General features: G+C 40.4%; 1 protein-coding gene. It reads left to right on the top strand.

The features are described from left to right. Nucleotides 1–240 (top strand): transcription antitermination factor NusB (locus AAEY57_RS21020; RefSeq protein WP_350608787.1); only part of this gene is annotated, 240 nt, incomplete at both ends.

Genomic DNA, 240 nt, shown 5'->3' with positions numbered 1-240 from the left:
GTAGAGCAGCCATTAAAAGGTAAACGTAGAATATTTCAGTTTTTATTATACGTAGGTATTTATCAACTGCAGCATATGCGCGTACCACCTCATGCTGCCATTTCAGAAACGGTTAACGCACTGGCTCAACTACGCGCTTTTGGATTAAAAGGACTGATAAACGCCATTTTACGTAGCTTTCAGCGTCAACAAGCTGAGCTTGAAGAAAAAGCGAAGCTTATTCCGGTATGTTTATACAAC

The organism is Pseudoalteromonas sp. MER144-MNA-CIBAN-0113 (assembly GCF_040308965.1).
Classification (GTDB): domain Bacteria; phylum Pseudomonadota; class Gammaproteobacteria; order Enterobacterales; family Alteromonadaceae; genus Pseudoalteromonas; species Pseudoalteromonas tetraodonis.
This window is presented reverse-complemented; position numbering and strand designations above follow the sequence as displayed.